The organism is Methylomonas sp. Uni0009, from assembly GCF_054188105.3.
In genome coordinates, this window is sequence record NZ_JBTAFN010000001.1 from 883,409 (window position 1) to 907,786 (window position 24,378).

Annotated in this window: 27 protein-coding genes; 4 read left to right on the forward strand and 23 right to left on the reverse strand. The window is 51.9% G+C overall.

Annotated features, from left to right (window positions below):
- Positions 1-311: 311 nt before the first annotated feature.
- The 4 genes from dapE to ACWAU0_RS04130 form a co-directional block, all read right to left on the reverse strand.
- Positions 312-1,442, reverse strand: a complete 1,131-nt coding sequence (gene dapE, locus ACWAU0_RS04115; RefSeq protein ID WP_458138390.1) for a succinyl-diaminopimelate desuccinylase — start codon at positions 1,440-1,442, stop codon at positions 312-314.
- A complete protein-coding gene (locus ACWAU0_RS04120; protein WP_458138391.1) occupies positions 1,442-1,780 on the reverse strand; it encodes an ArsC family reductase in 339 nt (112 codons plus the stop codon). Before ACWAU0_RS04120 ends, dapE begins: the two co-directional genes overlap by 1 nt.
- Before the next feature lie 6 nt (positions 1,781-1,786).
- Positions 1,787-2,032, reverse strand: a complete 246-nt coding sequence (locus ACWAU0_RS04125) for a hypothetical protein (protein WP_033155885.1) — start codon at positions 2,030-2,032, stop codon at positions 1,787-1,789.
- A gap of 358 nt (positions 2,033-2,390) precedes the next feature.
- A complete protein-coding gene (locus ACWAU0_RS04130; protein ID WP_458138392.1) occupies positions 2,391-2,828 on the reverse strand; it encodes a hypothetical protein in 438 nt (145 codons plus the stop codon).
- Positions 2,829-3,113: 285 nt separating this feature from the next.
- Here ACWAU0_RS04130 and ACWAU0_RS04135 point away from each other — a divergent pair, with 285 nt between their 5' ends.
- The gene (locus ACWAU0_RS04135; RefSeq protein ID WP_458138393.1) at positions 3,114-3,818 is read left to right on the forward strand and encodes an aldose epimerase family protein; all 705 of its coding nucleotides are present in this window, start codon (positions 3,114-3,116) and stop codon (positions 3,816-3,818) included.
- Here the strand turns inward: ACWAU0_RS04135 and ACWAU0_RS04140 are convergent.
- The 9 genes from ACWAU0_RS04140 to ACWAU0_RS04180 all read right to left on the reverse strand — a co-directional run bounded on the left by ACWAU0_RS04140 (position 3,815) and on the right by ACWAU0_RS04180 (position 11,809).
- Positions 3,815-4,366 carry a hypothetical protein gene (locus ACWAU0_RS04140; protein ID WP_458138394.1) on the reverse strand — a complete coding sequence of 184 codons (552 nt, stop codon included), beginning with the start codon at positions 4,364-4,366 and terminating at the stop codon, positions 3,815-3,817. The genes ACWAU0_RS04135 and ACWAU0_RS04140 overlap by 4 nt on opposite strands.
- Positions 4,367-4,488: 122 nt before the next feature.
- The gene (locus ACWAU0_RS04145; RefSeq protein ID WP_171696648.1) at positions 4,489-4,863 is read right to left on the reverse strand and encodes a CCDC90 family protein; all 375 of its coding nucleotides are present in this window, start codon (positions 4,861-4,863) and stop codon (positions 4,489-4,491) included.
- 82 nt (positions 4,864-4,945) lie between these two features.
- A complete protein-coding gene (dapD, locus tag ACWAU0_RS04150; RefSeq protein WP_458138395.1) occupies positions 4,946-5,764 on the reverse strand; it encodes a 2,3,4,5-tetrahydropyridine-2,6-dicarboxylate N-succinyltransferase in 819 nt (272 codons plus the stop codon).
- 124 nt (positions 5,765-5,888) lie between these two features.
- On the reverse strand, positions 5,889-7,091 hold the full coding sequence (dapC, locus tag ACWAU0_RS04155; RefSeq protein WP_458138396.1) for a succinyldiaminopimelate transaminase: 1,203 nt from the start codon (positions 7,089-7,091) through the stop codon (positions 5,889-5,891).
- Complete coding sequence (locus tag ACWAU0_RS04160) at positions 7,091-7,786, reverse strand: M48 family metallopeptidase (protein ID WP_503428542.1); 696 nt, start codon at positions 7,784-7,786, stop codon at positions 7,091-7,093. Before ACWAU0_RS04160 ends, dapC begins: the two co-directional genes overlap by 1 nt.
- A 267-nt stretch (positions 7,787-8,053) precedes the next feature.
- Positions 8,054-8,545 (reverse strand): CinA family protein, encoded by a 492-nt coding sequence (locus ACWAU0_RS04165; RefSeq protein WP_033155880.1) that lies wholly within the window; start codon positions 8,543-8,545, stop codon positions 8,054-8,056.
- A gap of 85 nt (positions 8,546-8,630) precedes the next feature.
- Entirely contained in the window at positions 8,631-9,209 is a 579-nt protein-coding gene (locus tag ACWAU0_RS04170) for a DUF502 domain-containing protein (RefSeq protein ID WP_205453023.1), read from the reverse strand.
- A gap of 112 nt (positions 9,210-9,321) precedes the next feature.
- Positions 9,322-10,413 (reverse strand): cytochrome d ubiquinol oxidase subunit II, encoded by a 1,092-nt coding sequence (gene cydB, locus ACWAU0_RS04175; protein WP_458138397.1) that lies wholly within the window; start codon positions 10,411-10,413, stop codon positions 9,322-9,324.
- Positions 10,403-11,809: a cytochrome ubiquinol oxidase subunit I gene (locus tag ACWAU0_RS04180; RefSeq protein WP_458138398.1), complete on the reverse strand. Its 1,407-nt coding sequence runs from the start codon at positions 11,807-11,809 to the stop codon at positions 10,403-10,405. The genes cydB and ACWAU0_RS04180 overlap by 11 nt, the downstream gene beginning before the upstream one ends.
- 165 nt (positions 11,810-11,974) lie before the next feature.
- Between ACWAU0_RS04180 and ACWAU0_RS04185 the strand changes: the two genes are divergently transcribed.
- Together ACWAU0_RS04185 and ACWAU0_RS04190 are read left to right on the forward strand one after the other, a co-directional pair.
- Positions 11,975-12,478: an MASE1 domain-containing protein gene (locus ACWAU0_RS04185; RefSeq protein ID WP_458138399.1), complete on the forward strand. Its 504-nt coding sequence runs from the start codon at positions 11,975-11,977 to the stop codon at positions 12,476-12,478.
- Positions 12,424-14,115 carry a diguanylate cyclase domain-containing protein gene (locus ACWAU0_RS04190; RefSeq protein ID WP_458138400.1) on the forward strand — a complete coding sequence of 564 codons (1,692 nt, stop codon included), beginning with the start codon at positions 12,424-12,426 and terminating at the stop codon, positions 14,113-14,115. Before ACWAU0_RS04185 ends, ACWAU0_RS04190 begins: the two co-directional genes overlap by 55 nt.
- A gap of 18 nt (positions 14,116-14,133) precedes the next feature.
- Here the strand turns inward: ACWAU0_RS04190 and phoR are convergent, their stop codons facing one another.
- From phoR to ACWAU0_RS04240, 10 genes are all read right to left on the reverse strand, one after another.
- Entirely contained in the window at positions 14,134-15,408 is a 1,275-nt protein-coding gene (phoR, locus tag ACWAU0_RS04195) for a phosphate regulon sensor histidine kinase PhoR (RefSeq protein ID WP_033155877.1), read from the reverse strand.
- Positions 15,409-15,414: 6 nt separating this feature from the next.
- Complete coding sequence (gene phoB, locus ACWAU0_RS04200) at positions 15,415-16,107, reverse strand: phosphate regulon transcriptional regulator PhoB (RefSeq protein ID WP_033155876.1); 693 nt, start codon at positions 16,105-16,107, stop codon at positions 15,415-15,417.
- Positions 16,108-16,199: 92 nt separating this feature from the next.
- Positions 16,200-18,203, reverse strand: a complete 2,004-nt coding sequence (locus ACWAU0_RS04205; protein WP_458138401.1) for a cytochrome c peroxidase — start codon at positions 18,201-18,203, stop codon at positions 16,200-16,202.
- Between the two features lie 407 nt (positions 18,204-18,610).
- Positions 18,611-19,093 carry a cupin domain-containing protein gene (locus ACWAU0_RS04210; RefSeq protein WP_033155875.1) on the reverse strand — a complete coding sequence of 161 codons (483 nt, stop codon included), beginning with the start codon at positions 19,091-19,093 and terminating at the stop codon, positions 18,611-18,613.
- Positions 19,094-19,568: 475 nt separating this feature from the next.
- The gene (gene mtoX / locus ACWAU0_RS04215) at positions 19,569-20,882 is read right to left on the reverse strand and encodes a methanethiol oxidase (protein ID WP_458138402.1); all 1,314 of its coding nucleotides are present in this window, start codon (positions 20,880-20,882) and stop codon (positions 19,569-19,571) included.
- Positions 20,883-21,025: 143 nt separating this feature from the next.
- A complete protein-coding gene (locus ACWAU0_RS04220) occupies positions 21,026-21,298 on the reverse strand; it encodes a DUF4242 domain-containing protein (RefSeq protein WP_458138403.1) in 273 nt (90 codons plus the stop codon).
- Positions 21,299-21,471: 173 nt separating this feature from the next.
- Positions 21,472-21,765: a type II toxin-antitoxin system RelE/ParE family toxin gene (locus ACWAU0_RS04225; RefSeq protein WP_171696662.1), complete on the reverse strand. Its 294-nt coding sequence runs from the start codon at positions 21,763-21,765 to the stop codon at positions 21,472-21,474.
- Positions 21,762-21,986, reverse strand: coding sequence for an addiction module protein (locus ACWAU0_RS04230; RefSeq protein WP_458138404.1), 225 nt, complete (start codon positions 21,984-21,986; stop codon positions 21,762-21,764). The genes ACWAU0_RS04225 and ACWAU0_RS04230 overlap by 4 nt, the downstream gene beginning before the upstream one ends.
- Before the next feature lie 71 nt (positions 21,987-22,057).
- Positions 22,058-22,807: an HNH endonuclease gene (locus tag ACWAU0_RS04235; protein WP_458138405.1), complete on the reverse strand. Its 750-nt coding sequence runs from the start codon at positions 22,805-22,807 to the stop codon at positions 22,058-22,060.
- A gap of 100 nt (positions 22,808-22,907) precedes the next feature.
- Complete coding sequence (locus ACWAU0_RS04240; protein WP_458138406.1) at positions 22,908-23,504, reverse strand: TetR/AcrR family transcriptional regulator; 597 nt, start codon at positions 23,502-23,504, stop codon at positions 22,908-22,910.
- Between the two features lie 299 nt (positions 23,505-23,803).
- On the opposite strand from ACWAU0_RS04240, the gene dcd reads away from it, so the two are divergent.
- Positions 23,804-24,370: a dCTP deaminase gene (gene dcd, locus ACWAU0_RS04245; protein ID WP_205452990.1), complete on the forward strand. Its 567-nt coding sequence runs from the start codon at positions 23,804-23,806 to the stop codon at positions 24,368-24,370.
- Positions 24,371-24,378: the final 8 nt, after the last annotated feature.

Here is a 24,378-nt window from a genome sequence, read left to right on the forward strand (position 1 = left end):
TTTCAGACCGTCGGCCAAGCTTGCGCCACAATCTAGGCTTAAAAGTATAGCGTGGTCGTTGCGATTAGTATCCGGCGAAATTTCCGGATCAAACCTTCGGTAATCACTGCTTGAAGATAATCCCTTGAGCGCTTCGGCATAGCTCAATCATGGGCTGGCTTTTCTCTAACTTGCCAGCGGTTTGGGCAGAGTATTAGAGGCCGAGGGGTGACGACTGGGAGAAGACAATTGTTTACACGGGCCCGGTGAGAACCCTGTTTAGGCAGTTGAGCTCCCGCAGAAGCAGGAGTGCCTATATTTTAAGAACCCGTTTAATGCGCCAGTAAATTGACCAAAATCTGTTGGTAAATTCGGCTTAAAACTTCCAGCTCGTCCAGGCCAATGTGCTCGTTGACTTTATGAATACTGGCATTCAAAGGCCCCAACTCAATTACTTGTGCGCCAGTCGGGGCGATGAAACGGCCGTCGGAGGTGCCGCCGCCGGTATCGTCCAAAGTTTGAAAGCCACAGACGCTTTCAATCGCGGCATGCGTGGCGTCGATTAATTCGCCTTGCGAGGTCAGGAATGGGTTGCCGGACAAGCGCCATTGCAGATCGTATTTAAAGCCGTGTTTGTCCAAAATTGCCTGGGTACGGGCCTTGATGGTCGCTTCGTCCAGCTCCGTGCAAAACCGCAGATTGAACTGCACTTCCACCTGGCCGGGAATGATGTTTTCCGCGCCGGTACCGCCGTTGATGTTGGAAACTTGCAAACGGGTAGGCGGGAAAAATTGGTTACCGTGGTCCCACACTTCCTCGGTCAACTCTTTCAGCGCCGGCGCGAACGTGTGAATCGGATTTTCCGCCAGTTCCGGATACGCCACATGGCCTTGGATACCCAATACAGTCAGCTTGGCGCATAAGGAGCCGCGCCGACCGACCCGAATCACATCACCGATTTTTTTATCGCTGGACGGTTCGCCGACCAGACACCAATCGATTTTTTCGCCGCGTTGCTCCAGCACTTCGACCACTTTGACGACACCGTTGGTGGCTACGCCCTCCTCGTCGCTAGTCATCATGATGGCGATTGAGCCTTTATGTTCTGGATATTCCGCCACAAAACGCTCGACGGCCGTGACAAACGCGGCAATGCCGCCTTTCATATCCGCCGCACCACGGCCGTAAAGCTTGCCATCGCGGATGGTTGGTTCGAACGGCGGGGAATCCCACGCCGCCAAAGGCCCGGTCGGCACCACGTCGGTATGCCCTAAGAACACAAACAGCGGCGCCTGTTGCCCTTTTCGCAACCAGAGGTTTTGGGTATCGGCAAAATTCAGGCGTTCGTCAGTAAAGCCAAGCTTGGTCAAGCGCTGCGCCAGCAAATCCTGGCAACCGGCGTCGTGGGGGGTCACTGATTCGCGACGAATCAACGCTTCTAGCAAAGAAAGGGTTTCGCTCATTATTCGGTAGGGTACTGATCGGGATTGAAGCCGACGATCAGTTGCTCTCCATCATCCAGAATCGGGCGCTTGATCAGGGTCGGCACAGCCAGCATGAGTTGCACGGCTTTGTCGGGAGTTAAATCGGTTTTTTGGGCGTCGTCCAATTGGCGCCAGCTGGTACTGCGCTGGTTAAGCACGGCATCCACGCCCAGCGTATCGACAAAGCGCTGCAGCAAAGCCGCATCCAGGCCATCGATTCGATAGTCGTGGAAGCGGTAGGCAATCTGCCGCGCTTCCAGCCAAGTGCGCGCCTTTTTAACGCTATCGCAGTTCTTGATGCCGTACATTACCAACATGGATTATTAGCCTTCTTCGCCGGCCAACAATTCTTCCAGGCTAGGCAAGGTTTTATCGGCGTGGGCACGCGCTTTGTAAACGTCCACAAACTCCATGAAAGCCTGCTCCAAATCGTCCAGCACTTCTTCCTCATCGGCTACCTCGTCTTCCGGAATTTCATCGGATTCCAGGTAGTCTTTTTGAATAGCGATCTCGCCGTTCAGAGATAACAGGGCGAGGATTAGGGCATTATTGGAAATATTTTCTGGCATGATGTGCTCGCAGGTTAGGATTGAAGAGAAAAACGGGGCCGGCAACTGGCGGCAATTAAATCAACTGCGCGTAGGCAGCGTATCGAAAGGGTTCGCATTCATGCTGTGTTGCCTCCTTGGAACTTATGCCCGCATTGTAACGCATAGCCGCTCATCCTTGCCATGCGTTAAAACTCCCTCGCGCGCCGTCTACTTTCCCTGACCGGCTATTTTCCGCCGGGCATACTCCCGTTTCGATTCTCAGGACAAGCTTACCAGCTACATTTGCAATTACATCGGTTGGTTCGGAAAATTCCTACCTAGGGCTGCATAGCCGCACAAACCCGAGCGGCAGACCGCGTCCGGTCGATCTATCCGCTTAAAGCCGTTTTAACTGTATCCGCGATCGAAACACCGGTAGCCAACTTCTGCTTGAAAAATGCAGGCAAGGGACGTTTTGCGGCGTGATAGTCACTTGCCAATCCTCATCTCGAAAAAACCTAAGCTTGAGGTTGGCATCGTCCAACACCCACACCTCGTCCAGCCAGAAAGAGCCGTAGGGCACGCCAAACGAACGCACCGCCAGCACGTTGAACTGGCTATCCAGCAAGATTATCTCTGTGGCTTCTTCAAAGGGGCAATCCCAATCGCAAATTAACAGGTATTCATGCGCGGGAGTTTGAAATTGATGCAAAAGCCGATAGCCGGGCACATAAGACGAGCTCGGCAAACCATTTATCAGCAATTGGGTCTGCAATGGCCAATCTTGATATTCGCCGGCGTGACTTTTCAAGGAAAAAATATCGGTTGTTTGCATCGTCTCGACCTGGATAAAACAAGGTTACCGCTTAATTTTATTACAGTCGAAAATTCGACAATCCTGAGTCTATCAGCAGCGCCCGGTTACAGAAACATCATCAAGCCAACCTGAAATCCCCATATTCCCTGCCCCGTTGTTTACAATAGCCCTCAAGGCACTTATTTTTGAGACCCATGACCGCAGACTGGCAACTTATGCCACATCGCGCGCCCTAAAAACTCACTCAATTATCGCCATACCCAATACCGTAAAACCATTCCAGCACAGGATACATTTTCCCTCATGAAATTCACCGACACAGGCACCCTAGTCAATTGGCAGTTAGACGACATTCATATTATCCAACCTTTACACGATAAAGCCGACGGCGGTTCGCGCGGCGGTGTGTATCTGTGCATACCTAATTTTGAGGAATTGTCGCCGCCTTTCGCGCTTAAACACGGCGAATACCGCATAACCCCTTGTGACAGCGATCTGCCGCACCAAAAAAACCTCACGGCGCCTGACGAAACTAACTGGGGCAGCGTCGAGGTAATTACCGATTGGCAGGAGCAGACGGAAGCAAACAGCAAAACCCTGACAGTCAGCACCCGCATTCGCGCGCTGTCGGAAACCGCCTTGGTACGCCCCGGCTTTCACCCCTATTTTTCGATTTCGCCCAACAGTTTTATCGATATTGCGGACACGCATATTGAGGTCTCGGCTCTCCCGCACGATAGCTTGAGAGTACATCACGCCAACTCGCCAGCGGCACCGATCAAGTTAAGCACAGCAGATTACGCGGTCACAATGGCTTGCGACATCTCGCCATTGTCGGCAGGACTTTCGTTGGCTTTTGGCATTTGGAGCGACAAAAAAGCCGAGTATGTCTGCATCGAGCCGATTATCGGCAAGCAACCAGGCCCGGACGGCCTGCCGACGCCGTTGACCTTACAACAGGATGAGGAGTTGGTAATGGTGTTTACCATCAGGGCGAATAAAATTTAACTTTGCCGACAATCCTTATATTTAAACAAAGCACGGAGCATCGATTCGCGGGTATTTTCGGGATTGCCGAGCGATCCACTGTGGTACCAAAGACTTGGAGCGAGAGCTGCTGGAAACAGGTACATTGGTGCAGCCAAACCCGGCCGAGCGGACTCTGGAGGAAAAAACACCAGATTTTCGTCGATCAAGAATATCGGTTGAAACTCGGTCAACTCGTGCTGCGTCGTTGACGCGTCACGGAGCAGTATAGACTCCGAACCGGGCTTGGGCTGCTCCAAAGGCGTCATGGACAGTATTGAGTAACCGTTTCCCGAATTCAATCTGAACCAGTAGGTGTATTGACTGGCTAACGACGACACAAATATCACAAGCTCTCCGGCCGGATTAACTCGCGTAGGCTTAATGTCAAAACCGGCGGAGAACTTTTCGTCCCCCATCAATTCATAACGGGCACGTTCTATGGGGCAGTTTTCGATGGCTCTGACGCCCGAGCTCAGCAGGCACACAGCATATAAGCTCCAAAACCTCACTTTGTTTGCTTTGGACATCGCACTCCCTCATGGCGTTTTGTTAAGCAGCTTGGAGTATACAGGCCAACCAGAACCACTATGCCGGGACTGGAGTAACAAGGAAAAAATCTTGGCCGGTTAACAACTGTCTCCGTGAAGAATCAAACCAAATGCGCTATTTTCAGCAACACCGCCACAATGACTGTAGTTTGCAAGAACCCGGCGGCGACAATCCAGCGAGTTAAATCGGCTTTGGTTTCCGCTTGATCGCGTCGAGTGTCGGCTCGGAGTAATTCGATTTTGTGGCTTAACTCGGATTCCAACGCTTTGATTTCGGTACGCAATACGACTTCCAAGTCCTTTAAATCGCGTTTGGTGGAGACATCGTCGAGATGAAAATCGTGCCTGGCTTGTTCCAGCGTGTTGTCGACGACTTCCTTTTGCATTTCGGTGATTACTTCGGCTTGCGCCTCGGTAAAACCCGCCGCCTTTAAACGCAGCGCAAATTTTAAGGTATCGAATGGAATTGCGTTCATGCCCTACGCCCTCAAGGAAAAAGCCGTGCCAACATTGTAACGCATGGCGCCAAACCAGCGCCATGCATCAGAAAGCGAGCGATTAATCCCGCAACAACTCATTAATCCCGGTTTTGCTGCGAGTTTTCTCGTCCACCTGCTTAATGATCACCGCGCAATACAAGCTGTGGCTGCCGTCTTTGGAAGGCAGGTTGCCGGAGACGACTACCGATCCGGCCGGGATACGGCCATAAGTCACTTCGCCGGTCATGCGGTTGAAGATCTTGGTGCTTTGGCCGATGTAGACGCCCATCGATACCACGCAATTGTCTTCGACGATCACGCCTTCGACGATCTCGGAACGAGCACCGATAAAGCAGTTGTCGCCGATGATGGTGGGGTTGGCTTGCAACGGTTCCAGTACGCCGCCGATACCGACGCCGCCGGACAAATGCACGTTTTTACCGATTTGCGCGCAGGAACCGACCGTTACCCAGGTGTCGACCATGGTGCCGCTATCGACGTAAGCGCCGATGTTGACGTATGACGGCATCAGGATCGCGCCCGGCGCTATGTAAGAACCGTAACGGGCTACTGCGTTGGGCACCACGCGGACGCCGGCTTGAGCAAAGTCGGCTTCGCTGTACTGGCCGAATTTGGTCGGCACCTTGTCGTAATAGCGCACGTCGCCGCTTTCGATGACTTTGTTTTCATTGATGCGAAACGACAGCAGCACCGCTTTTTTCAGCCATTGATTGGTGACCCAATCGCCGTCTTTTTTCTCGGCGACGCGAGCTTCGCCTTTATCAAGCATATTCAAGGCTTCGGCAACCGCGTTACGCACTTCGGTTGAGACGGTGGACGAGCTGATTTCGGCGCGGTTTTCAAAGGCGTCGTTGATGATGTTTTCCAGGTTTGACATGGCTTCACTTCTTGGAATGGTTTTAAAAAAGGGTCTGGGTTTCTTCCCCCTTTGTAAAAGGGGGATCGAGGGGGATTTATCTAAAAATCTCCCCTAGCCCCTCTTTTTCAAAGAGGGGAAATTCCTACGGCTTGTTTTCATTGAGAAATGCTTTAATCCGTTGCGCGGCTTCTACACACTCTTCAATAGGCGCGACCAGGGCTATCCGCACATGATTGGCGCCGGGATTGATGCCGCCGCTCTCGCGAGAAAGGTAACTACCAGGCAACACCGTAATGTTTTGCTGGGCAAACAGCTTTTGCGCAAATTCGGTATCGGAGATTGGCGTCTTCAGCCAGATGTAAAAGCTGGCTGGTGGCCGGCTGATCTCGCACACATCCTGCAAAATTTCGATAAATGCGCTGAATTTGTCTCGGTACAACTGGCGGTTATGCTTGACGTGCTCTTCGTCGTTCCAGGCGGCGATGCTGGCGTGCTGGGTCGGCACCGGCATCGGGCAGCCGTGGTAGGTGCGGTATTTAAAATACTGTTTCAACACCTCGGCGTCGCCGGCGACAAAGCCGGAACGCAAACCCGGCGCATTGGAACGCTTGGACAGACTTTGGAAAATCACGCAGCGTTTGAAATCGGTAATGCCGGCCTGATAAGCGCTTTGCAGCAAGCCTTGCGGCGGATGGGCCTCGTCGTCGTACAGTTCGGTGTAGCATTCGTCCGAGGCAATCACAAAATCGTACTTTTCGGCAAAAGCCAATAATTTCAGATGATCGGCTGGTGTCAGCACCGTGCCGGTTGGATTGCCCGGCGAGCAAATAAACATCAGTTGGCAGCGTTGCCAAATCGCCTCCGGCACGCTGTCGAAATCCGGCAAATAACCATCGGCTTCCACGGTATTCAGATAATACGGCTCGGCGCCAGCCAACAAGGCCGCGCCTTCGTAGATCTGATAAAACGGATTGGGCATGATTACCACCGGCTTCTCTGCCGGATCAATCACCGCCTGCACCAAGGAGAACAAAGCCTCGCGAGTGCCGTTGACCGGCAATACCTGGGTTTCGGCATCCACACCGCCGGTCGGAATCCCAAACCTGCGGCAGGTCCAGTCGGCAATGGCCTGGCGCAACTCAGGCAAACCTTTGGTGGTGGGATATTGGGTCAAACCGTGCAAGTGCCTTAGCAAGGCCTCCTGGATAAAATGCGGGGTGGCGTGTTTCGGTTCGCCAATCGACAAAGCAATATGCGCTTTGTCGGCCGGCGGCGTAATGCCTTGTTTCAGCGTAGCCAGTTTTTCAAACGGATACGGATGTAATTGCGATAAATGCGGATTCATTATTTGCTGCAATGCGGTTGTCTGCCATTGTTTCGGGCTTGTTGCTGCATCTGCAACGCTTGATTCATATGCTGATTCAAGTTCTCGATGCGGCTACCGTGCGATGGATGGGTGGACATAAATTCGATAGGTTGGCCGCCCTGCGCAGCCTTATCCATTTTCAACCACAAATTCACGCTCTGCCGCGGATCAAATCCCGCTTTGGCCATTAAATCCAAACCGATGGTATCGGCTTCGGTTTCATGCACCCGGCTGAACGGCAGAATGACACCGTATTGGGCACCAACGCCTAATAAGCCCAGCGCAGTTTGCCCCAATGCGGTTTGCGGCTGCGACACGGCTTGCACCATCGATAATCCGGTGCTGACCGCGGTTTCCTGCGACAAACGCTCATTACTGTGGCGCGCCAGGACGTGGCCTACCTCGTGACCTATCACCGCCGCCAGTTGATCTTGATTGTCGACCAGATTGATCAGACCGGTATGTACACCAATTTTGTTGCCAGGCAATGCAAACGCATTCAGGGTTTCATCTTCAAACACCACCACTTCCCATTGCCCGCCGGTTTGTTGGGTAATGGCTTGCGCCACACAGCTAGCAAATTGACTGTAGCGTGGGTTTTGCGTAATAGGGTTTTTGCTTTTCATGTCGCTGAAGGATTGCAAGCCCATTTGATCGACCTGATTATCGGACATGTAGATAAACTGGGAGCGGCCGGTAGGGCTAGTAGCGCAAGCAGTTAGCGCTAAGAAAACAGCCGTGGAAAGCAGGAATTTTTTCAACATGGCGACAACATCCGCAAGCAAAAGAAGCGACATTTTAACGTAACTTGTGAGCCGGAGTTAAAAGCTTTTTGGCCGATCAAGCCTTATTCCGACTCCGGATTGAACCCAGGCTATTTACAGAACAGCTCTTGAAAATACCTGGATCAGACGCTGTCGAAGAAATAAAAATCGCCGGGATTAGGCGTTTTCCAGCATGTGTAAAAGTTGCTGCAAGCAAAACAGCGTTGCCTGCTGGCGTATCGACTGCCGGTCGCCGCTGAATTGTTTCTGCAAACAAGCGCCTTTAGCGCCGCGCATTTGCCAGGCGATAAATACGGTTCCGACCGGCTTTACCGGCGTGCCGCCGTCCGGCCCGGCAATACCGGTGACGGCCAAAGCCAGATCGGCCAGGCTATTGGTCAAAGTGCCCGCCACCATTTCCAAAGCAGTCTCCTCGCTAACCGCCCCCACTCTCGCCAAAGTCTCCGGTTTGACACCCAGCATATCGATCTTGGCATCGTTGCTGTAGGTGACAAAACCCCGATCAAACCATCCGGAACTGCCCGGCACATCGGTAATTGCCTTGGCAATACCGCCTCCGGTGCAGGATTCCGCCAAAGCCAGACGTAGACTCAGGGTGTTTAGTCGATTGCCGAGCGCTTCGGCGAGTAAATAGCTTGGATCGTGCATGGCAGTCCGGTTAGCTGATACGGCATCAAGCCGAAAAGGGATTTTGTTGCAGCGAAAAGGTCATCGCTGCAACAGACGGGCGAATTTACTTAGGCAATTTGGCGATTTCCGAGACTTTTTCGAAATCGGCGCCGACGCTGATGATAAAGCTGGTCACTTGCTCGATGCTCATGTCCGATTTAACCACTTTCGATTCGTGAACAATCACCGCAAACCCTGAAGTAGGATTAGGCGAAGTCGGCACAAACAACACATAACGGTCGTCGGTCTTGTTGGTTACGTAGGCAGGTACCCAAATGCCCTCCTTTGGATATTCGATGTACACCACTTCGCGCGGCTCTTGCAATTGATGGCCGGCAATCATGTTCACCAGTTTCTTGGTCACCCGGTAAATCGTACTTAACAGCGGGATGCGCTCGATCAGGTGTTCGAACATCGCGATGATGGAAAACCGGCCCAGGCTGACCCGACTCCCCACATAGGTAATGGTCGCGAAACTGGCGGCAAACAACAGAAATGTCACCAGATAATTATCGGAATAACCGTAAACGAATTGAAACAAATCGGTAAGTCGGTCTTTCACGAACAACACGATTTGTACAATCACCATAATCGGTATAAACGCCAGAATGCCGATCAGGGTGTGGTTAAGGATTTTCTTCATGATGCGCCTACCTTTATTAATTATAGTTGTTAGGAAACTAGGTTTTAGCAGAGTTACGCCGGTTAAGGAAGTCTCGATGCATGCATTGCCTCCGAAACACCCCTAGCCGCACTCAAGGTAACATTTTATAAAGGCCGCGCGTGGCAATTGCCATCAGCGGCAGCATGACCCCGGTCAAGCACAGCAGGGCGCTCAAGGTCGTCAGACTGGCGCTGGCATCCCAAATAGTCAGCGAACTATTCAAGGATATATTGGACGGCGCCAAGAACGGAAACAAGGACACTCCCATGGTTAAAATCACCATCACCACCATCACGGCACTAGCCAGCAACGCCCAATACGCTCTATCCAGACGGGACAGCACCAACGCGGCTATCCCGCAGACAAAGGCCAAAGCAGGCAAGGCCCATAAGGCCGGTTCGTGCTCGTAATTGTCCAGCCACAAACCGTCGCCGCGTTTCACAAATTTGGTCAATGGGTTGGAAACCCCATTCGGCATAATCTCGGTGCTGACGTGATAACCCTCCAAATGAGTAATCCAACCGCCGGCCAACGCAAACAACACCAAAAACGCCAAACCGCTGGACATGACCAGCGCCTTGCTGCGCTGGTATAGCTCGTCTTGGCTATGCGTTTGCAGATAAATCGCGCCATGCACTGCCAATAAGGCTACGCAGGTAGCGCCGACCAAGGACGCAAACGGACTGAACAGCCCGGAAAAACTGCCCAGAAAAGCAATGTGCATATCACTGGCTAAATGAAACGGCACGCCTTTCAACAGATTGCCGGCCATCACCCCCAACAGCGCCGCCGGCAACAAGCCACTAATAAACAAGGCCTTATCCCATTTTTTCAGACTATCCTCGCGCGTCACGCTAGCTCTGAAATACCAGCCCAAAGGCCGCACGAATAGCGATAACACCATCAACAATAGCAAAGGTTGAAAGCTGGCAAACGTCGCCGCATACACTGTCGGCCAACCGACAAACAATACACCGATGGTTACCAGTAGCCAGACCTGATTCCCGGCGCTGGTTGGTGCCAACCTGGCGACCAGCTCGGCGCGCTGCGCCTCGGAGGCATGCAAAAAGGGCAACAACAGGCTGACGCCGATCTCGATACCGCTGCTCAGCACAAAACCGATCACGAACAAGCCCAACACGCCCCAACAGATCAAGCGCAGCATTTCATAATCAAGCAACATAATTCGGCTCCTGGTTAATCGGCAACGCGGTGGCGCTGCCCTGCCCGATAAACTTTAAAGTTAACATGACGGCCAACGCCAGCAGGCCGGCATAGGTCAAACCGTAAGCCGCCAGACTGACTGCCAGATCGGCGACAGCCAATGTGGATACCCCGTGCCAGATGGGCAGCATATCGGCCACCAGCCAAGGCTGCCGGCCGAACTCCGAGATAAACCAGCCGCTGGCACTCGCCAACCACGGCAACGGCAAGGCATAAACACTGGCCTTGAACAACCAGGCATGCCGCCAACCGACGATATTGACCGCGTTTGCCGCTACAAACAGCAGCGCCAGCAAGGCACCGGCCGCAATCATCAGTCTATATCCCCAATACAAACGCCCGCTAGCCGGCACGCTGGCGCTAACGGCTTGTTCTATCTGCGCCGGACTGGCATCGGTCACGCTTTCCCGCCAACGCTTCAGCAATAAGCCGTAACCCAAATCCACTTTGGCGGCGGCAAACGCCGCCAGCAGTTCCGGCTCTGTTTTGTCGTCGCGCAATTCTTGCAAGATTGTGTAAGCTTTTATGCCATTGCCGATGCGCTGGCGATTTTGTGCCAAAGTCGCATCATTGGGCAGACCGTTAATGGCCGCCAATTTGTTATGCTGCATCGCGCCGGCACCATAAACACTGGCATCGCCTATCGCCATCGTAGCGATCACACTCGCCAAACCCAAAGCAGCAGCCATCCGGTAAGAACGTTGCGCCAATTCGGTTTCGCGCTGCTTCAGTAAATAGTAAGCACTGATAGCCAACACAAAACCAGCCGCCACCACATAACCGGCCAGCAAACTATGCGCAAATTTCGCCCAAGCCAGCGGATTGCTCAGCACCAACGATACATCGAGCAACTCCAGGCGCAGCGTTTGGGTGTTCAATTCCGCACCCACGGGATTTTGCATCCAGCCGCTGGCGATCAGAAAGCCGAAAAAACTCAAGTGACAGCCAATCGCGATTAGCCAAGTTACCGCCAAATGTGTGCCTTTACCCAGGCGCTGCCAGCCAAATAAAAACCAGCCCAGGCCGTTGGCAGCTATAAACAAACCGGCAAAGCCCAACAATAAAGGCAAGGCAAACACATCGCCGACATAATGCGCAAAATACGACCAATGGGTACCGAATTGACTCGCCATCACCAGAGAAGAAGCCATATTCAAGCCAAAACCAATCGCGAACAACTTACCCCAGAACTGGGTGATACGTTGGTAAACGCCCTGCCCGCTGAGTACAAACCAGGATTCCATAGCCGCCAACAAGAGCGATAAACCCAGCGTCAAAGGTACGAATAGAAAATATTGCACTGCATGCAGCGCAAACTGCGCCCGCGATAACTCAACAACCGTTTCGGAAATCATCCCCACTCCTCGGTCAAGCTCAAAAATGCGGGCAATTATAGAGTTATCCACTTGTTTGTCTGCGATTTTTCTCGACCGATTCGCATTAAAACCCGCGTGAAAAACTGGAGAATACAGACGACTGATATACACTTTTCAACTTACAAGCACACATTCCAAAACCTCATGGGCTTTACTCCGCGCCACATCGTTGGACTGAAAATAGTCGCTATAGCCCTGCTCTACGCCATGCTGGCCAAACTGGTATTGGCTTTTTTTTCCGACAACGGCAATGTCACGCTGGTTTGGTTTCCAGCCGGCCTGGGGATGGCCACTTTTCTGTTGGGCGGCAAGCGCTATTGGCCGGGCGTATTCATCGGCGCGTTTCTGGCCGGCATGCTGGTCGGCGACTCCTGGTTAATCTCCGCCTGCATCGCTACCGGCAATATCCTGGAATCCTGGCTTGGCGCCTGGCTACTGCTCGGCAACCCAGGCTTTTCGCTATCGCTACGGCACCCGCGGGATTTTGCCTGGCTGACTTTGACAGGCATCATCGCCGCCTGTTTCAGCGCACTGATCGGCCCCATGACCTTGTTTTTAAGCATGTATCGCCTGCCGAAGCCCTGCTGCCCAGTATGCGGCACTGGTGGATGGCCGATGTATTGGGAATCGCCTTGGTCACGCCTTTAATTCTGATCTGGCGACACTGGCCGAAAGACTGGTTCGCCCCCAAACGCTTACTGGAAACGCTGGCCTTCATAGCAACGAGTTTTTTGAGCGGCCAGGCGGTGTTTTTAAGCTGGTTTCCCAACCTGCTGAACGCTTACGGCGAAACTTATTGGGCCTTCCTGTTTGTGGTTTGGGCGGCTGTCAGATTCGGCCGTCACGGCGTCCTGCTTTTGGTGACCATGACCGCCATTCAATCCCTGTGGGGATTGCAACATCAGTTGGGCGCATTCGCCACCATACACCTGCAAAGCGGCCTGTTAAACATCTGGTTTTACTTGTTCATCCTGGCCAGCGTGGGTATACCGTTGGCCCTGACTTTATTCCATCAACAACAAATCAACCAGGCCTTGCAACAAAGTGAAGCCCGCTTGAGTTTTGCATTGGAAACCATCGATACCGGCGCCTGGGATCTGGATTTGCAAGATTATTCGGTACAACGCACGGCCATACACGATCAAATTTTTGGCTACAGCCAGCTGCTGCCGCATTGGACTTACCATACTTTTCTCGGCCATGTCACACCGGAACATCGAGATATGGTCAACGCCGGTTTCCAAACTGCCTGCACCCAACACAGCAATTGGAATTTCGAATGCCGCATTCGCCGCATCGACGGCGCAATCCGCTGGATTCGCGGCTCCGGTTGCCACCAACTCGGCAATAGCCCGCGCATGACCGGTATTCTGCAAGACATCACGGCACACAAATTGGCTGAAGAAGATCGGCAACTAGGGATGTTGTTTTACCAAAATTGCAGCGAAGCGATGATGATCACCGAAGCGGATGCCACCATCGTCTCGATTAACCCGGCATTCAGTCGCATTACCGGTTACTCCGCCGAAGAAATAATCGGCAAGAACGCCCGGATTCTGGGCTCCGGTCGGCATGACGATAGTTTTTTTCAAGCCATGTGGCAAATCATCAATAGCAAAGGGAAATGGCAAGGCGAAATCTGGAATCGACGTAAAAACGGCGAACTCTATGTCGAGCAACTCAACATCAACACCATCTTCGACCGCAACGGACTACCGTTAAAGCGTATTGGCCTGTTTTTCGACATCACCCAGCGTAAGCTCGGTGAAGAACAACTGTGGAAACAGGTTAATTTAGATCCGCTCACGGGTGTTGGCAATCGCCGCCTGTTTTACGACAGACTGGAGCAAGACATTAAAAAAGCGCAGCGCGGCGGCTGGTTTTTGGCATTGCTGGTGGTGGACATCGAGCACTTCAAAGACATTAACGAGCGCTTTGGTTATGCGCAAGGCGACAGCATTTTGCAGGAAGCCGCGCAGCGCGTGCTGGCGAATGCTCGGGAAACCGATTTGGTGGCGCGAATGGATGGTGCGGAATTTGCGGTCATCCTTGCCGAGCTGGAAAAAACCGACAGCACGGAGCGCATCGCCCAATTAATTATCGAAAAACTCGCCGAACCGTTTACGCTGGAACACGACACAGCCCAACTCAATTGCCGTATCGGTATCGCCATCTGCCCTGACCATGCCGACAATACCGAAGCGCTGAAACAAGCCGCTATGAATGCCGCCAAAAAAGCCGCCTCACAAACTTACCGATTCGCCAATCCGCCGACCGTGTTTTAACCGCGATTCAGCCAAGCCTCAACACAGGCGCTGCCGCGGAAACACGCAGCGGAATTTACTGCCTCTGCCCAGTTGGCTTTCAATGTCCAGCTTGGCATCGTGCCTGACCAACACATGCTTGACGATGGCCAGCCCCAAACCGGTGCCGGGGATTTTTTGATTACGTTTCACTTCGGCGCGGTAAAAGCGTTCGGTAATCCGGGGAATATCCACACTGGAGATGCCGTCGCCAAAATCTTCCACTTCAAAATAAACGCTGCCGTCGGGCTTGCCCCGCCAACTCACTTTAACCGGCGAGCTAGGCTGCGAATATTTCATGGCATTGACCAACAGATTGCTGAAAGCGCTACGCAACTCCTCCATATCGCCACGCACATTGGCTCGGCTATCCAACACCAGCTCGACCCGGCGCTCGTCCTTTTCCAACAAATCGCTTTCCTGGCAAACCTGCACCAGCAAATCAGGAATATTCACGCATTCGAATTTCTTGGTTTTACTCTCCAGGCGCGCCAGTAGCAGTAAATCATCGATCAAGGCTTGCATGCGCTCGGTCTGTGCCGCCATGTTTTGGAATGAGCGCGTGTAAGGACTGCTACCGTCGTCAAGTTCCTGCAAGGTCTCCAGATAACCACGCAACACGGTAATCGGCGTGCGTAATTCGTGCGAGACATTGGCCACAAAGTCGGTACGCATCCGTTCGATATTCTTTAGATGGGTGACATCCTGCGCCATCAACAAACGTAAGCCGGCACCGTAAGGGAAAATGCCGATTTGCAAAATCATGTTTTCGTTGATAGGCGAGGGAATACAAACCTTGTTGTGGTAATCCTGATCCTTCAGGTACTGAATAAACAGCGGGTGCCGCACCAAGTTAGGAATCCGCTGCCCGTTATCGGAACGCTTCAGGCCCAGATAGTCATAGGCCACCTTGTTGCTCCACTCGATTTCGCCGTAGCTGCCTAGTACCACAATGGCGTCAGGCAAGGCGCTGGTCGATTTGCGAAACCCATCCAGCATTTTGCCCAACTTCTTCTTCTGGCGTTTTTGGCTTTTGCGAATTTTATAAAAGTGGTAGTAGATATCGCCCCAGATCCCTTTAAAATCGGGGCGCTCTCCGCGGCCGCCCTGGCTTAACCAACGCTCAAGGCGGCTCACGTTGATCGATTGCTTAATGTAGAGAAAAAGGGTGATTGCCAATAAGAAATAGCTGAGGTGCCCGACAAAAAAACTCAGCAGTAAAGCCGGTATCAGTAAAGCAATAGCAATATTTATTTCCCGCTGCCAACGCTGCATGAATAATCAGTCTGCCATCGAAAAGCGGTAACCGAATCCGCGTACGGTCTGGATCAGTTCCTCGCGGCCATATTCGGCCAGAATTTTGCGCAAGCGGCGAATATGCACATCCACGGTACGCTCCTCTATGTACACGCTACGCCCCCAGACCTGATCCAGCAAATGGGTTCGGCTGTAGACCTTGTCGGGATTGGTCATAAAAAACTGCATCAATCTAAACTCGGTAGGACTGACTTCCAGACTGCGGCCGGCGATAGTCAGTTTGTGTTGCTCGGCATCCAAAGTGAGATCGCCGACGCTGAGCTGTCCGGATTCCGACAACTTCCCGCTGCGACGCATCACGGCCTTGATCCGGGCGATCAGTTCTTTCGGTGAAAAAGGCTTGGTCACATAATCGTCCGCACCAATTTCCAAGCCGCGAATTTTGTCTTCTTCCTCGCCGCGCGCAGTGAGCAAAATAATAGGCAATTCCTTGTAACCCGGCTCGTTTTTCAAGCGTCTGGCCAATTCCACGCCGCTGATGCCCGGCAGCATCCAGTCCAGAATAATCAAATCCACCATATTATCGGCCAAACTCTCCCGGGCCTGCTCGGCACTGCCAACGGCGATCACCGTCAAATTGGCCTGTTCCAGCACCATGACCAGCATCTCCCTGATCGCTTCTTCGTCTTCCACGACCAGGATTTTCAAGTTCGACATAAGCATGTTTAGTCTAAAGGGTCCAAGGATTAGGCTAATTTAGCAGCGCTATATTACCGTTTTGTGACAAAAAAAGCCGACCAATCCCCGAGCTATCGTCCCTTACCAGGGTCCGGCATCGGCCCCGCCGTCACGCCACTATCGCCAACCGGCGCGGCAAAGGCGTCCGACACTAAAGTACTTATATTGCCGCCGCTCAGCGCTTCCAGAAACGCTACAAGATCAGCGATTTCCCGATCAGACAAGCCCAGCGGCTTGAGCAAGGGCGACAAATTTTCGTTGGCTACGCCGCCTTGATTATAAAACTTCACCACCTCGGCCAAGTTCGGCAAGGAACCGTTATGCATATAAGGCGCGCTGAGCGCGACGTTGCGCAGCGACGGGGTTTTGTAAGCCCAGCGGTCGGCGGGATTCTGGCTGATTTCGTAATAGCCCAAGTCGCCGGGTTTCTCGGTATTTACACCTTTCAGATGCTCGCTATCCACATCCACAAACACGCCCGGCGCCACTTGCACCCGTTGTTTTTCCGGCGACTTTTGCATGGATTCGGCATAGCCAACGCCAGTGTTATGGCGTTTTTGATCGGTAAACAAGGCAGACTTGTCGCCAATCACGTGACAACTGCTGCAAGCGGCTTTACCGGTAAACAAAGCAAACCCCCTTTGCGCCGCCTCGCTAATCGCCGTTTTTTGTTTCCCAAAATACCAGCGGTCGAATGGCGAATCGGCGGCATTTAACGTGCGCTGATAACTAGCCAAGGCCTGACCGATGGTTTCCATGGTCGGCCCTTTGTTAAAGGCTTTTTCAAACAGCCCGCGATAATCGGCGCTGGCTTTTAGTTTATCCACCACATAGCCAATCGACGGATTCGCCATCTCGTTATGCGCCAGCAATGGGCCCCAAGCTTGTTGTTCCAGACTGTTTTCCCGGCCGTCGTGAAATAGCAATTGCGCATAGCCGACGTTATACAAAGACGGGCTATTGCGCCTAACGCTACGCCCTTCAATACCCACCGCCGTGGTCATTTCGTTATTACTAAAGCCTTGTTCCGGGATGTGGCAGATGGCACAGGAAAAGGTATTGTTCAGGGAGAGCCGCCGGTCGAAGAACAGCTTGCGACCCAATTCGATTTTGGCGTTGGTCAGCTGATTGTCTTTCGGCACCGGAAACTTCGGCAAGCCGAGTGGCGGCTTTAGAGCAAAGTCGATCAACTTTGCCGGCTGCCCCCGGCGCTGTGCCAGTGCCAGTGAACGGGTTTGGTAATCGGCTTGCTGATAATTTTGCTTATTGTCACCGGGCTGGAACAACATTTCGGGCTTGACTGCTTGCACTGCGGCGACTTGCGGCTTGGCATCAGCCAGTAAGGTCTTTACATCGTTGATCAGCGTGTCGGCATGCAGAAAATCCACGCTATAAATATTGCGAACGTTCTTGTCTTTATCGATCAAATACACCCGCAACAAATGCGAAAACGTGCCGGTAAACTGGCCTTTGTCGTCATAAATCTTTTGCACGTTTTGCTGGTAACCGTCGAGGATGGGCTGCAATTTGGCTTCGTCTTTAGTAGTCAGAAATTGCCAATCGAAATTACCGGTTTTAAATCCCTCGCCGTAATGGCGCATCATTTCCGGGGTGTCTTGCGTGGGGTTGAAACTGAGCGTTATTAATCTGAGTTTGTCGGCCAATTCCGGTTGTTTCTGTAATTGCCGGCTGATTTTGTGCAACACCTGGGTCGCCAGCGGGCAGCCGTTGACGTCGCTGCAGGCGGCGTAGATGAAACTTAGCAGTACCAGTTTGTCGCCCATTAAGTCGTGGAGTTTTTTGGGTTGGTTGTTGGTGGTTAGGACTTCGCCGTTGGTGGCTTGGGTGATTACTGGTAGGGTGTAGGTGCCGGGTTTTGCGGGTTCAAAAGGGAGTGCTGTGTGGCCGGGGGCTAAGGGCTTTTGATTTTGTTCTTCGGCGAGAACGATTGCGTTTGCCAGTAAACAGAGAGCAGCGAATCCTATCGTTCCCATGCTCCAGCGCGGGAATGCCGCGGCGGACGCTCCAGCGTCGGCTTTCAGAAAAAGTATACTGGGGCGGTCAAGGAGTTTCATGGTTGCTGCTTGCTCTTGGGATTTGGTGTCGCTGACGCGACAGCTTGATTCAATGTCGGGTCTCGGCCCGACAACCGAGGTACTTTCTTTTGCATCGCCAAAAGAAAGTACCCAAAGAAAAGGCGACCCGGATGCCGCTTTGATCCTGCGCACCGAAGCTTTTGAACGGGGTTGCCGAAAGGGGCCTCCTGCCCCTTCGGCAACGCGATGCATCCATGCATCGCCCCTGCGGGCTGGTCCGTCCAAAAGCTCCGGTGCTCGGCGCGGCATACGGGAGGAAAACCATCCCGGCATTTGAAAGAAACTTTGTTTTTATAAAAAATGTAGCCGCGATGCAGTGAAACGGAATCGAGGAGAAGATAACTTCGATTATCCTCGATTCCACTACGTTTCATCGAGGCTACTTGCTACTTATTCTTGCGCGGATCATCGGCCGAATTCGTATAAGTAATACCCCATGGCCCAGTAGCGATTAATTCGACGATTGTTTCCTCATCAGTGGTCCACACATAATGAGTGTGTCCGGCCGGCAATACAAAGCCTGAACCTACATTCAGAATCTCACCTTTTTTGGTGTCAAATGTTTCACCCATGCCATTGCCTAATTTGCCACGGAGAACGGTAATTACCTCTGTGAACGGGTGTATGTGCGGTGGGATTGGATAATTGGCTGGAAATTTCAGCAGAGCGATAAAAACTCCCGCTTTGTTTGGGTCCCCTAATACAATGGCGCTTTTGGCACCTTTAGGGAGTATCGGTTCGTCATTCCACTTAACTGTATCCGGAACAAAAGATTCCGTGGTAACGGCGCTCATCCGTTCAATTTTGTCCTGAGCTAGTGCGAAATCCGCGAAAGAAATAAGTATTAAAGCTATCAAATAAAATCTCATCTGGTTTCTCCATTTTCTATATTGTTAAGCTCATAGCTCTGATTAGGGCGAATGTAGGGCGTCAATAGGCGTAGCCGTATTGCGCCGTATGTTGGCTTTAAATCATTCGGCGCATTACGCTATCGCTAATGCGCCCTACAAAACACTTCGTAAATAATAAGCCGTCGGATTTGGCATGGGGTTCCCCCCGTATGCCGCGCCGAGCACCGAAGCTTTTATCGAGATCAGCCCGAAGGGGCAGCGCATGGATGCGCTGCGTCGGCGGAGGGGCTGGGAAGCCCCTTCTGCCGACCCTCGATAAAAGCTTCGGCGCGCAGGGAATAAGCGGCATCCGGGTGGCGTTTCTTTTGGTGACTTTTCTTTGGCCAAACAAAGAAAAGTTACTCGGCTGTCGGGCCGAGACCCGACATCCAAACACCCCGTCGCGACAGCGACACAAATACGACACATCCGGAAGCTATCCTGAACAACAAATCTATTTAGGCGAACCACCATACAAAGCATACGCCCCAAACCGCATTTGATGCGCCCTACCCAATTTCTCTTTTGTAAAATCAATCGAGAACTGCTCGGTCAACTTGCTACCATCCCAGCCATAGGCCTTGAAGAATTGCTCGTTATCCGCGCCCTTCTTGTCCCAGTTCGCCAACAGCGACGAAGTGTAATACAAGCGCTTGCCGTCCCAGCTGGAGGACACCATATTCACTTGCGCGCCGATTTTTTGCTCGAACACTTGTTTGGGGTGGAAAGGATCGCTGATGTCGAAGCGGCGGGTCATGCCGTCCATGAAGGTGTTAACCCACAGGGTTTTGTCGTCGCTGGAGATCGAGATGTCCACCGGCAGCGGGATTTTGGCCGGTTCGCCGATGTCGGCAACATCCTTGGCTTGCCATTCGCCTTTGTCGTCTTGATGAATCAGCCAGATTTTTGAAGTCAACGCGGTGCTGGTGAAGCAGTAGTTATGCTCTTCCGCCCAGGCGCAACGAATTTCCAAGGGCGCACCGGGAACGTCGAAGACTTTCTTGGGTTGACGGCTATGTAAATCCCATTGCACCACCGTATTGCCGAAGCGTTTCATAGCTTCCGGGTCGGCCAGCATTTTGCCGAAGTCCATCATGTAGTTCGACCAGCCGGTGAATGACGAGGTCAGCATCAGGTTCTTGCGCGGCAATACCCGCACGTCGTAGTTGTAGCCGTCGGCGTATTTGCCGGATTTGATCGCACCTTCCAGGTTGCTGTCGGTCGGCAGCCAGTAGGTGGCGATGTAATCGCCGGCGTTGCTGTATTCCACAATCGCGGTGCGGCCGCCGTGGTCTTTGTTATTGGACAGGCCGGTGATGATCATCCGCCCCGGCAAGGCGTACAAGCTATGCGGACCGACAACACCGCCACTTTTGGCGACGAAATCGGTGATGGTTTTGCTCAGCTTAGGCTTGGCCGGATCGGTCGCGACGTCGAAGATGAAAATCTTGTTGGTATCCAAACCACCGGCCCACAGAAATTTCCGGTCGTCGGTAAAGTCGGAATGGTGGGCTTCGTTGCGACCACCGACCGACAGGCTGCCGATCACCTTGCCGTATTGTTTGGATTTCGGATTGACGTCGACGGTGACCAGCTTGTCCTGCTCGTCGCCGACGCCTTCTGCGCCCAAGGTCCAGATGTAGACAAAATCTTCCTGGCCGGTGATTTTCGCCATATACGGCGATGCGCAGGTTTCGTCGGCGCTGGCCGACAGGCTGGCGGTGCCGAGCATTAGTGCGGCGGTAAAAGTGCTTAGTTTGAATGTCATGATGTTCTCTCCCCTGGTTGTTGTTATCGTTCCCACGCTCCAGCGTTGGAATGCATGTTGAACCGCTCTAGCGGTTCGGGACGCCGGAGCGTCCCTGGCTCGGTTCCAACGCCGGAGCGTGGGAACCATAAATTGGTGGTGTATCAATCGCCCGTGGTCGGGTCGATAATGGTGGTAATTTGTTCGAGGCGATTGGCCGGAAACCCGCCTTGCTCGGCGTGTTCGCGTATTGCTTGTTCGCTGTCGGCAATATACACGCAATACACTTTGTCGCCGGTCACGTAGCTGTGCAGCCATTGGATGCGCGGCCCCATGTCGCGCAAAACACCGCAGGATTTTTGGGAAATGCCTTGCAACTCGGCTGGTGTCAGTTGGCCGGCACCGGGAATGTCGCGTTCGATGATGTATTTGGGCATGATGACCTCCTAATAAATGACCGGTCGTCTAATTTTCCGGCGTTAAAAAATGCTGCCTACTTGGGCAGCGGATTGCTTAGTCAATAATGAATGCGCCTGCGTCTGATCGAACTTCTGACGAAAACGATGCGCTCACATCCTTGGGCTAAGTTATGGCTGTGATTTGGTGCAATTTAAACCCTCCCCAACCAATAAAGCGGACGACGGCGATGATGCGCAACAGCAAGAATCTGAATGCCGTCTTCAACTTCACGAAAAATAACATTGTAAGGAAATCCCTGAACTCTTCCTTTGTGTATGGTTGGCGGGAGCTCTAACCGGTAGCGTGCCGGCAATTCACAAGCGCTAGCAATAACCGATTTAATTGCCTTATCGAAGCGCATACCTAGTTCCGTACGCAAGGATTTATAGTAGGCAACGGTTTCCGCATATTCATCCGCAGCTTCAGGGTGAAAAGCATATTTCATTGCAAGATGGCTTGGACTCTTTGTTCCATTTCTTCAGCGGAAATAAGCTGGACAGTTCCGTTATCAATCTCTGCTGCCCGACGTTGCGCTTCTAAAAGCCAGAGCTTTTCAATTTCTTGTTCTGACAAATCATCCAAGCTTGAAAGCAATTTCTCGGCAAGCCGAGCCCTTTCTTCAACAGGTAGATGCAAAACTTCTTGTTCAATCGATTGAATATTCATAATTAAAAACCAAAAAGTTACTTTTACTTTGAAACCGCTAAAGGCACGGTGCGTTCCTTTGAGCAACCGCGTTATGTGCAATTTTTATTGTTGTTTATGATTTGTTTTAATTGCCCTACACTCAACGCAGGACGTGTAATATGGTTCATCGCATGACAATTTGGACATATTGGAATTAAATCTTTTACTGGGTTGAGCTCATATTCTCTCCCAATTTCTGAAATTGTAGTAATATGATGGACATGAATATATTGTTTTCCGATTTCACCGTACAAACTTTCAAAATCGAATGAACAAACAGCACATTTATACCCATGATGCTCTAAACACTTCGCTCTAGCCAACGCACTACGCTCATATTGATTTACAGTTACAGTTTTAGACGCACCTTCTTTAAAAACCTCTTTTGGGTCTACTTCTTCAGGTAATCGCGCCCCATACGACTGGTCAGAGGCATACCAACTGTTTTCAATTCGAATTAACTTTTTATCACTGAGCTTCGGAGTGAAGCCTTTAATTTTAGCGGGCGCTCCTTCATCGTTTTCATCTGCCGCCATGTACTCCATTGGAAAAGTTTTAAGCTGATAACCTTCTTCTTCAATAAGCCGTATATGCTCTCGTGATTGGGAATATCCAGATTGTCCTTTCCCTTTCCGACTTATTGACCAATCATCACTAAAAATGAGTGTTAAGTTCCCATCATCAAAGACATCCCAAGCGCCAAATATTATGAATTTCTCGGATTCGTTTTTGAATGACCAACTCCAGGTCCAATTGTCACATGTTGCTCCTTGAGATTCTATAAATCGCTTGCGAGTCATATTCCTGTCAATCCTTATAATATCACCTGAGGTCTCTTAGGCCGGCTTAGGCATTCGTCACAACCCGACAAATAACTTTGCCCCAAGCAACAAGCTAGCATCAAACCCTAAAATAATCATCCAACAAATCCCTACAAACCGCCTGTAAAGGCTCCACCGATTGTTCGACCTTCATCCGCAACAACGCGCCCTGCCAACCGTTAAGCATCAAATCCGCCATGCTTTTCGCCGAGCGATCCAGCCGCACCGAACCTTGCTTTTGTCCGCGTTCCAATGCCGCTTGCTGCAAGGCACTGTATCGACCGACGGCATCCAATAAAGCATCGCGGCATAAGGGACTGGTGTCGCCAATCTCGCCCATCAGATTGCCCAGCAAGCAACCGCCTTTGAAACCACTTATAGCGACTTCGCCGATCAAGCCAGTGTAATAGGCTTTCAAGGCGGCCAAGCCGTCCGTTTCCGGGTTTTGCAAATGCCCGGACAAGCGCAGGATAAACGGCTCGATGTAGTGGTGTATCGCCTCGGCGGCAAACTGTTCCTTGCTACCGAAATAACTGTAAAACGAGCCTTTCGGGATTTGTACCGTGTCCAGAATCTCTTTTAGACCGGTGGCGTGGTAGCCTTTTTCCAACAGCAAGCTGACGCCCTGCTCCAGGAGTTTGTCTTTTTTGATCTGTTTGGGTGCCAATTTCGCCATGGGCCGCATTATGCGACCGGTCGTCTTATTTTGTAAATAAGTTTTTTCTAATTTAGAAAAATAACCGTTCGATCCTTACAAGTCGAGGTGGGAGACGGTGCTCTCTGACAATTTAAGCCTGTCAATTAACCGCTTTCGCGGCAACCTGACCTAGCTGATACGGCTTCTTACCCCATAACCCAGCACAGCAACCGCCAAACCTCAACAAATTAGCGCCTTTCGGCAAGGCAACTAGCGATTTTTCCCGCCTAATATGCTATTTTGAAGCCTCTGTTATTTTTCCCTACCCAACCAGCAACATGAGCATAAAATCAGACAAATGGATACGCCGCATGTCCGAGCAACACGGCATGATAGAGCCCTTCCAGGCCGGGCAAGTCCGTGAATCCGCGCAAGGCCGCATCATTTCTTACGGCACCTCCAGTTACGGCTACGACGTACGTTGCTCCAACGAATTTAAAATTTTCACCAACATCAATTCCACCATCGTCGACCCGAAAGACTTTGATGAAGGCAGCTTCGTGGATGTGAAATCCGATGTCTGCATTATTCCGCCCAACTCGTTTGCGCTGGCTCGCACCGTGGAGTTTTTCCGGATTCCGCGCGATGTACTGGTGATCTGCTTAGGGAAATCGACCTACGCCCGCTGCGGCATTATCGTTAATGTCACCCCGCTGGAACCGGAATGGGAAGGCCATGTGACGCTGGAGTTTTCCAACACCACCCCGCTACCAGCCAAAATCTACGCCAACGAAGGCGTCGCCCAGATGCTGTTTTTCGGCGGTGACGAAGTCTGCGAAACCTCATACAAGGATCGCGGCGGCAAGTATCAAGGCCAAACCGGAGTTACCTTGCCCAAGGCTTGAGTGCCCGA

Bases quoted from the DNA above. Each gene is read 5' to 3' on its own strand.
- ACWAU0_RS04225 (WP_171696662.1), bottom strand. From the start codon at position 21,765: ATGAAATATGCTTTTCACCCTGAAGCTGCGGATGAATATGCGGAAACC.
- cydB (WP_458138397.1), bottom strand. From the start codon at position 10,413: ATGTTGCTTGATTATGAAATGCTGCGCTTGATCTGTTGGGGCGTGTTG.
- ACWAU0_RS04160 (WP_503428542.1), bottom strand. From the start codon at position 7,786: ATGTCCGATAATCAGGTCGATCAAATGGGCTTGCAATCCTTCAGCGAC.
- ACWAU0_RS04185 (WP_458138399.1), top strand. From the start codon at position 11,975: ATGGGCTTTACTCCGCGCCACATCGTTGGACTGAAAATAGTCGCTATA.
- dapD (WP_458138395.1), bottom strand. From the start codon at position 5,764: ATGTCAAACCTGGAAAACATCATCAACGACGCCTTTGAAAACCGCGCC.
- ACWAU0_RS04120 (WP_458138391.1), bottom strand. From the start codon at position 1,780: ATGTTGGTAATGTACGGCATCAAGAACTGCGATAGCGTTAAAAAGGCG.
- ACWAU0_RS04145 (WP_171696648.1), bottom strand. From the start codon at position 4,863: ATGAACGCAATTCCATTCGATACCTTAAAATTTGCGCTGCGTTTAAAG.
- ACWAU0_RS04205 (WP_458138401.1), bottom strand. From the start codon at position 18,203: ATGAAACTCCTTGACCGCCCCAGTATACTTTTTCTGAAAGCCGACGCT.
- ACWAU0_RS04190 (WP_458138400.1), top strand. From the start codon at position 12,424: ATGCGGCACTGGTGGATGGCCGATGTATTGGGAATCGCCTTGGTCACG.
- dapC (WP_458138396.1), bottom strand. From the start codon at position 7,091: ATGAATCCGCATTTATCGCAATTACATCCGTATCCGTTTGAAAAACTG.
- ACWAU0_RS04240 (WP_458138406.1), bottom strand. From the start codon at position 23,504: ATGGCGAAATTGGCACCCAAACAGATCAAAAAAGACAAACTCCTGGAG.
- ACWAU0_RS04165 (WP_033155880.1), bottom strand. From the start codon at position 8,545: ATGCACGATCCAAGCTATTTACTCGCCGAAGCGCTCGGCAATCGACTA.
- ACWAU0_RS04180 (WP_458138398.1), bottom strand. From the start codon at position 11,809: ATGATTTCCGAAACGGTTGTTGAGTTATCGCGGGCGCAGTTTGCGCTG.
- ACWAU0_RS04170 (WP_205453023.1), bottom strand. From the start codon at position 9,209: ATGAAGAAAATCCTTAACCACACCCTGATCGGCATTCTGGCGTTTATA.
- dapE (WP_458138390.1), bottom strand. From the start codon at position 1,442: ATGAGCGAAACCCTTTCTTTGCTAGAAGCGTTGATTCGTCGCGAATCA.
- phoB (WP_033155876.1), bottom strand. From the start codon at position 16,107: ATGTCGAACTTGAAAATCCTGGTCGTGGAAGACGAAGAAGCGATCAGG.
- ACWAU0_RS04125 (WP_033155885.1), bottom strand. From the start codon at position 2,032: ATGCCAGAAAATATTTCCAATAATGCCCTAATCCTCGCCCTGTTATCT.
- ACWAU0_RS04235 (WP_458138405.1), bottom strand. From the start codon at position 22,807: ATGACTCGCAAGCGATTTATAGAATCTCAAGGAGCAACATGTGACAAT.
- ACWAU0_RS04135 (WP_458138393.1), top strand. From the start codon at position 3,114: ATGAAATTCACCGACACAGGCACCCTAGTCAATTGGCAGTTAGACGAC.
- ACWAU0_RS04210 (WP_033155875.1), bottom strand. From the start codon at position 19,093: ATGAGATTTTATTTGATAGCTTTAATACTTATTTCTTTCGCGGATTTC.
- mtoX (WP_458138402.1), bottom strand. From the start codon at position 20,882: ATGACATTCAAACTAAGCACTTTTACCGCCGCACTAATGCTCGGCACC.
- phoR (WP_033155877.1), bottom strand. From the start codon at position 15,408: ATGCAGCGTTGGCAGCGGGAAATAAATATTGCTATTGCTTTACTGATA.
- ACWAU0_RS04230 (WP_458138404.1), bottom strand. From the start codon at position 21,986: ATGAATATTCAATCGATTGAACAAGAAGTTTTGCATCTACCTGTTGAA.
- ACWAU0_RS04220 (WP_458138403.1), bottom strand. From the start codon at position 21,298: ATGCCCAAATACATCATCGAACGCGACATTCCCGGTGCCGGCCAACTG.
- ACWAU0_RS04140 (WP_458138394.1), bottom strand. From the start codon at position 4,366: ATGTCCAAAGCAAACAAAGTGAGGTTTTGGAGCTTATATGCTGTGTGC.
- ACWAU0_RS04130 (WP_458138392.1), bottom strand. From the start codon at position 2,828: ATGCAAACAACCGATATTTTTTCCTTGAAAAGTCACGCCGGCGAATAT.
- dcd (WP_205452990.1), top strand. From the start codon at position 23,804: ATGAGCATAAAATCAGACAAATGGATACGCCGCATGTCCGAGCAACAC.